Source organism: Hominisplanchenecus murintestinalis, assembly GCF_943193015.1.
GTDB lineage: Bacteria > Bacillota > Clostridia > Lachnospirales > Lachnospiraceae > Hominisplanchenecus_A > Hominisplanchenecus_A murintestinalis.
This window is the reverse complement of sequence record NZ_CALPCM010000076.1, coordinates 1-6,845: the sequence shown is the minus strand read 5'-3', so window position 1 is coordinate 6,845 and position 6,845 is coordinate 1. Positions and strand designations below refer to the sequence as shown.

Sequence of the window (6,845 nt, the reverse complement as noted above, 5' to 3'; positions counted from 1 at the left end):
GTAGCAAAAATCTACTCTCTACTATTATGGGGCAACAAATGGGGCTATTCAAGCCGCCCAACATTTAGGCGCTTACGATAGTTAAGAAAGTGATATCTGTTTTTCTACATTGTATCTCTTTCTTAGCATATGAATATAGATATGTTTTCTTATGCGATTGTAATGCTAAAAACAGTGGTGGATTAAGTCGGACAGAGCGAGGGATAAATGACGTATTTCTTCTCATCTTGTGTCAGGTAGAGTGTGTTATGTTGATATCAAGGGTTGAGAAGTAGAATGATGAAAAGTGTAGAAAATAAGAGTTTTCCGGGAGTTGGAACAGTTAGAAAAATTGTTCTGGTTTCCGGATTTTTTGTGTATTGTATTGAGCGAAAACATACCTATAGAGCTTGGGTAAATAACATTATTAAACTGTAATGTTTGTAATTAGTGTCTGCTGATTAATTCTATAACGCTTGATTTTACTGATTTGTGCCCCGATATCTGATATAATATCTACAAAGGTTTCAATGAAACAGGCTCATTTTTCTTGCAGCTTTTTATGGATAACGGGGTGAAACACATGTATAGACCGCTTGATAAGTTACAACATTCGTTCCTTGATTTCAACCAACCCATGGGGCTTAAAATGAATCCGGATAACCGGTGGGTCAAAATGGCTGATTGTATCCCATGGGATGAATTCGAAATAAAATATGCAGAGCTTTTCCCAAGTGGCACCGGCAATGTTGCCAAACCGCTACGCATGGCGCTGGGAGCCCTGATCATCCAGACAAAGTTTCAGTTCGCTGACCGCGAACTTGTGGAACAGATCACGGAGAACCCATACCTGCAGTACTTTATCGGGCTTCCCGGATATCAGGAAGAAGCCCCGTTTGATGCAAGCACACTTGTCCTGTTTCGTAAACGCATTACAGCAGAAATGCTGATGGAAGCCAATGAGTATCTTCTTGCACACAAAGATGACGGCAGAAATGACAAAACCCCTCCATCTGCCGGAGGTTCAGGCACGCCTGATGTTCCAAAAGAAGACGGGAACAAAGGGACGCTGACACTGGATGCGACCTGTGCGCCGGTCAACATCCGTTACCCGCAGGATATCTCCCTTCTGAACGAGGCGAGGGAAAAGCTGGAGGCCATCATATACCGTTTTTGTAAATCCTACGATCTGCTGTTGCCAAGACGGTACAGGAGGCGTGCCAGAAAAGACTACCTTGCCTACGCCAAAAGCAGAAAGCACAGCGCAGAGAAGATCCGGAAGGCGCTCCGTAAGCAGCTCGGTTACGTTGGAAGGGATATCCGGTATCTGGATGAGTTTATGAGCCGTGGATATGCCATGACAGATAAAGAGATCGGCCTGTACCTGACGATCCTCATGCTGTATGGACAGCAGAAATATATGTATGATAACAAAGTACATTCCGTAGAACACCGTATTGTGAGCATCACGCAGCCATGGATCCGGCCGGTCGTGAGGGGAAAGGCCAGAGCGGCTGTTGAATTCGGAGCAAAGTTTGACCTGAGCCTTGACAGTGAAGGCTACGGACACATCGAAAAGATATCGTTTGAAGCATACAATGAAAGCACCTGCCTGATAGAAGCGGTGGAACGGTTCAAAGCGCGTACCGGCCATTATCCGGAACGTGTACTGGCAGACCAGATCTACCGTACAAGGGCAAACCGGAACTATTGCAAAGACCATGGTATCCGCATATCCGGTCCGAAGCTTGGCAGGCCGGGCGTAAATACAAAAACGGATAAAAAACAGGAGTATCAGGATAACAGGGACAGGATCGAAGTGGAGCGTAGCTTTAGTTTAAGCAAACGCTGTTACGGCATGGGCTGTATTGTAACAAAACTGGAAGAAACGCAGTTGACCTCCATCGCATTATCCGTATTCGTGACGAATCTGTTCAAGATTCACAAGCGGATACTTTACGCTCTTTTATATTTGTTCCAATATGGGAATGGATACAAACGTTGGAGTATGCAGATATTCGCTTAATCAGCAGACATTAATTAGGAATGGCTCTTTAAAAACAGAAAAATTTAGGGGTTCGAGGAATTTATAGCATATCTAATTTGTAATCGTTACAGATTAAATCAGATACTTTTTTTAGAAAATTATGACTTGCAATTCATTTTTTATTCGACTAAAATGCTACTACCTTGAAAGGGGAGGCACTTTGTCTTATCCAAACTGCTGGACAGGGGATTAAAAGTGCCGTTGACTTTCCCCTTAGGGTAAAGTTTATACTGAGCTTGGAAGGAGGGTTCGCATATGCTTACAATTGGAGAATTTTCAAACATATGCAGGGTATCTACAAAGACGCTTAGATATTATGCAGAAATAGGATTGATACTGCCGGATGAAATCAATCCGGAAAATGGCTATCGGTATTATTCCATCGAGCAATTGGAAAAAATGCTGATGATTAATCGTCTGAAGGATTATTGTTTTTCTTTGGAAGAAATCAAATTAATTTTGGAATCGGAAGAACAGATGGATGAGGTACTTTTTACTGCACTTAATAAAAAGAAAAAAGAGATTGCGGTAAAGGTACAGAAGTTTGAAGATACAATGCACCAAATAGACAGTGATATATCAAATTTGAGAAACGGAAAATCCATTATGTCCTATATGGAAAGCATTGATGTACAGCTAGTCGAGATACCGATGATGTATCTTCTGTCGATACGGAAGAATGTTTTAGAGCATGAGTTTTCAGAAGAATATGATACCTGCTTTGGGAAACTATTTCGGAAAATGGAAGAGAAGAAACTAACAGCGGCTGCTCCTCCAATGGTACTGTTTCATGACGATGAGTATACACCATTTGGATTAGATACGGAATTTGCAATCCCGATAAGAGAGTATGCGACTGGAACAAGAGATTTTTGTCCTGGGCTATGCTTGAAAACAGTTGTGCAGGGTTCTTACTCACAGCTTCCTTCAGTTTACGCTAAACAAATAGAGTGGGCAAAAAGGGAAGGTTATGAAAACAGCAATGCGTTGTATGAGGTATATGTAACAGACCCGGCAGAGGTTTCAAAGGAAAGCCAACTTGTTACGGAGGTCTATTATCCGGTTAAAAAGAAGGGTTCAAAAGACCGAAATTGAAAGCAGATATTGTGAAGTGCATGAGAGGAAGAAAATATGAATCAGATAAAAATTAAAGAATTGGAACAGATTATAAGCAGCAAATATGGAAATACCACAGGTATCGTCATAATAAAAGATGGCGCTGTATCTTATGAAAAATACTTTAAGGGCTGCACTGCGAATAGCCGCGTTCATATCTATTCCGTGACAAAAAGCATTATTTCAATATTAATTGGGATTGCTCTGGATAAAGGATACATTAAAAATATTGAGGAGAAAGTGCTGGATTACTTCCCAGAATACAAAGTGAAAAGGGGAGAGAGAAGAATACAGAATATTACACTAAGAGATATGCTGACAATGACGGCACCTTATAAATATCGATTTTTTGCACCTTATATAAAATATTTTACAAGTAGTGACTGGGTAAAATTTTCGCTTGATTTATTAGGCGGTCGTGGGAAGATAGGGGCATTCCGATATGCCCCATTGATCGGGCCGGACATCTTATCGGGAATTTTAGTGAGGGCAACAGGGCAACCCGTATTAGATTTTGCGGCAGAGAATTTATTTGAGCCGCTTGGAATTAAAGTGGAAAATAATTTACTATTCGAAACCAAAGAGGAACAATTGGCATTTAACCAGTCTACGGATATTAGCGGATGGGTAATAGATTCCATGGGGATTCATGCGGCAGGCTGGGGACTTACGCTTACACCAATGGATATGGCAAAGATTGGGCAGTTATATCTGAATGGCGGTATGTGGGAGGGGAAGCAGATCATTTCCTCAAAATGGGTAGAGGACAGTACAATAGAACACAGCCGATGGAAAAAAGAGAATCTGCCCTATGGATATCTATGGTGGGTAAATGAGGATGGCTATGCAGCAATGGGAGATGGCGGCAATATCATTTATGTAAACACAAAGAAAAAGCTGGTGATTTCTATTGCAGCTCTCTTTGTACCCAAAGCAGGGGACAGAATAGAATTAATCAAGAAATTCATTGAGCCTATTTTATGAGATGAACAAAATTGTATTATCAGTTGACTTTATCACAAAGACGATTTATAGTGTCATCGACCAAGAAAAAGGGATTGACTCTCGTATTATGTGAGGGTTTACACTTAAAGTCAGGAGGTGGTTTCTTTGCTGAAAATAGGAGAATTTTCAGTCTTGTCACAAATCAGTATCCATATGCTCCGGCACTATGATGAGATTGGTTTGCTGATTCCTGAGCATGTGGATGATTTCACGGGATATAGATACTACAGTGAATGTCAGCTCCCGATAGCCAACAAGATACAGGCGTTAAAAAGTATGGGGTTGGGATTAGCCTTAATCAAGGAAATATTGGCGAAATATACAGGCAATGACCAACTGAAAGATTATCTCGAACTCCATGCGGTGGAACAGCGGGAGAAAATCGCGAATTTGCAAAAACAATTGAATCTAATCGAAACAACCATAGCGAATTTGGGACATGTTTCAGATATCCCTTTGTACAGTGTGGCGCTCAAAAAATTTCCTGCCCATAATGTGATTAGTATCAGAGGGAGAATAGCAACCCCAGGGAATGAAGCTGTTCTCTGGGAAAAGCTGGCAAAGGAGAGAAAATCACAAAAAATACAATTTGCAAATCCGCTTTTGAATATAGCGGTATTCCATGATGAAGGATTCAAAGAATATGATTTGGATGTGGAGATACAGCAGGCGGTAGTTGGCAGATATCACGATACAGAGGAAATGAAATTTAAGAAAATCGAAGAGACAACGGCAGCAACGCTTACATTTAAAGGGCAGTATAGTCTGCTACCGGATGCAAATGAAGAGATCATACGATGGATTACCGATAATCACTACAGGCTTGATGGGAAACGCTTCAACATATACCATGTATCTCCGGAAACGGAACAATCAGTAGAAGATATGGTCACAGAGGTGTGCTTTCCTGTAAAACCGTTATGAAAAAAGATGCTGCAATTTAGCGGCATCTTTTTTCCCGATATCACTTGACTCTCGGACAATGCAAGGGTTTAAACTTAAGCGTAGCAAAGGAGGAAGGCGTATGAAGCGATTAGAATTGCCGCATCAGTTGGCGGATTATTTATGTCCGGTGAATGGGCTGTGTGATATTTATGAGTGGAAAACAGGAAAACGGATACCGGAAGAATTAATTTTCTATTCCAAGGCCGGTTTTCAGATGATTTCCCAAAAGAAAGCAGCAGTACCTAAAATGATTTTTATGGGGCAGGGAAGCATTGGAAAGCGGGAATATGAATTTTGGAAAGGAATCATCGGATATGAGGTTATAGCAGGTGAAGGAAAATGTTTTCGGACAACTTGGAAAAACGTCAGGGAGTTATTGGACAAAGATATACCGGTCATATTATTTGGCTTGGATATGTTTCATCTGCCTTATCAGAGTAAGTTCTATCATAGGCAGCATATTCCGGGGCATGTTGTTCTCATGATAGGTTATGATGAGACAAATGTATATGTTCATGATAATTCCAAAGCGGAAATGCAGACTATCCCGATTGCGGAACTGGAACTGGCATGGGCAGAAGACTATATAGGGATAAGCAAGAAAAATGCGTATTTTGGGATTGATATGAGGTCTCCGGAAACAGATACAGCGTGGATTGTACAAAAAGGGATAGGGAAAAATGCAGAAACCTATTTATCTTCACCATTAAGTTTTGTAGGACAGAGAGGGCTTGACAGATTCATCGGGGAATTCCGGGAATGGAAAAACTTATTTCCTGAAGAAGAATTACTGAAAATATATTTTCACTTTATTGAATACACGGGAAGCATTCTCCCAGAGCTTCCCTATGAAATTAGTGGGCGAAGATCGGGAATTATCAATCCTCATAGGGCATCCAGGGATAAATTTGCACAGGCGCTTGTGAGGTATAAGGATTCTCTTGGGGAAGAAGCCTGGGAAGAGGCGGCTCATCATTTTCAGAAGAGTGGGGAAATTATTGAAAAGATCGTAGATGGTTTTCTTGAAGATGTGGCAGGGCATTCTTTCAGGCATACTGAAAAATATATTCCCCTATTCCAGGCACTAAGAAAACATGAAGAAGATGCATTCCGTAGAATTCTGAATACACAGAACTGATTAAAATTATATATTTGCCAGGGCATTTCCTTACTTCAGAGAATCCGGCAGAGGAGGTGAGTGATATGGGAAAACTGATAGTTCTTTCTTTGGATGAATCGGAAAAAAACATATATGATAAAATACTGGAAATTGTTAGTAAAGCTGATATTAGTATAGACAGAGAAGTAGATGCGTGTCTGGATGAAATACAGATTGGTGAATTGCTCATTATACCGGAGCAGCACAGGGTTTTAAGACAGGGAAAGGAAGTTAATTTAACAAACATCGAATTTCGCATTCTGTATATGCTGGCAATTCATCAAGGGATAACGCTTTCTAAAGAAAAGATTTATAATTATGTCTGGAATGGGGAGTATCTTCAAGATGACAGCAATATTACATCCCATGTCCGTCGGCTTCGGAAAAAAATAGAGAATGATCCAAGCCAACCGGAATATATCCAGACAGTGAGAGGGGTTGGCTATAAAATAAATAGTGTGAAAAGGGAATGAGTGGTGTTCTTATGTATTGGGAACACTGCTCATTCCCTTTTTTACTTTATAGGAAATTCCGACCTATTGACACACAAAGAAAAACATATGTTTACCGAACATATGTTAGATAGATATGTGT

Annotated in this window: 6 protein-coding genes; all 6 read left to right on the top strand. The window is 40.6% G+C overall.

Annotation, left to right across the window (positions count from 1 at the left end):
• The first annotated feature begins 562 nt into the window (after positions 1 to 562).
• The 6 genes from NFR99_RS14420 to NFR99_RS14395 all read left to right on the top strand — a co-directional run bounded on the left by NFR99_RS14420 (position 563) and on the right by NFR99_RS14395 (position 6,724).
• The gene (locus tag NFR99_RS14420; RefSeq protein ID WP_277613467.1) at positions 563 to 2,005 is read left to right on the top strand and encodes an IS5 family transposase; all 1,443 of its coding nucleotides are present in this window, start codon (positions 563 to 565) and stop codon (positions 2,003 to 2,005) included.
• Between the two features lie 276 nt (positions 2,006 to 2,281).
• Positions 2,282 to 3,121, top strand: a complete 840-nt coding sequence (locus NFR99_RS14415) for a MerR family transcriptional regulator (RefSeq protein WP_251353994.1) — start codon at positions 2,282 to 2,284, stop codon at positions 3,119 to 3,121.
• Between the two features lie 36 nt (positions 3,122 to 3,157).
• Positions 3,158 to 4,126 carry a serine hydrolase domain-containing protein gene (locus NFR99_RS14410; protein WP_251353993.1) on the top strand — a complete coding sequence of 323 codons (969 nt, stop codon included), beginning with the start codon at positions 3,158 to 3,160 and terminating at the stop codon, positions 4,124 to 4,126.
• A 126-nt stretch (positions 4,127 to 4,252) separates the two neighbouring features.
• Positions 4,253 to 5,071: a MerR family transcriptional regulator gene (locus NFR99_RS14405; RefSeq protein WP_251353992.1), complete on the top strand. Its 819-nt coding sequence runs from the start codon at positions 4,253 to 4,255 to the stop codon at positions 5,069 to 5,071.
• 100 nt (positions 5,072 to 5,171) lie between these two features.
• Positions 5,172 to 6,230, top strand: coding sequence for a BtrH N-terminal domain-containing protein (locus NFR99_RS14400; protein WP_251353991.1), 1,059 nt, complete (start codon positions 5,172 to 5,174; stop codon positions 6,228 to 6,230).
• 65 nt (positions 6,231 to 6,295) lie between these two features.
• Entirely contained in the window at positions 6,296 to 6,724 is a 429-nt protein-coding gene (locus NFR99_RS14395; protein WP_251353990.1) for a winged helix-turn-helix domain-containing protein, read from the top strand.
• Positions 6,725 to 6,845 lie beyond the last annotated feature (121 nt).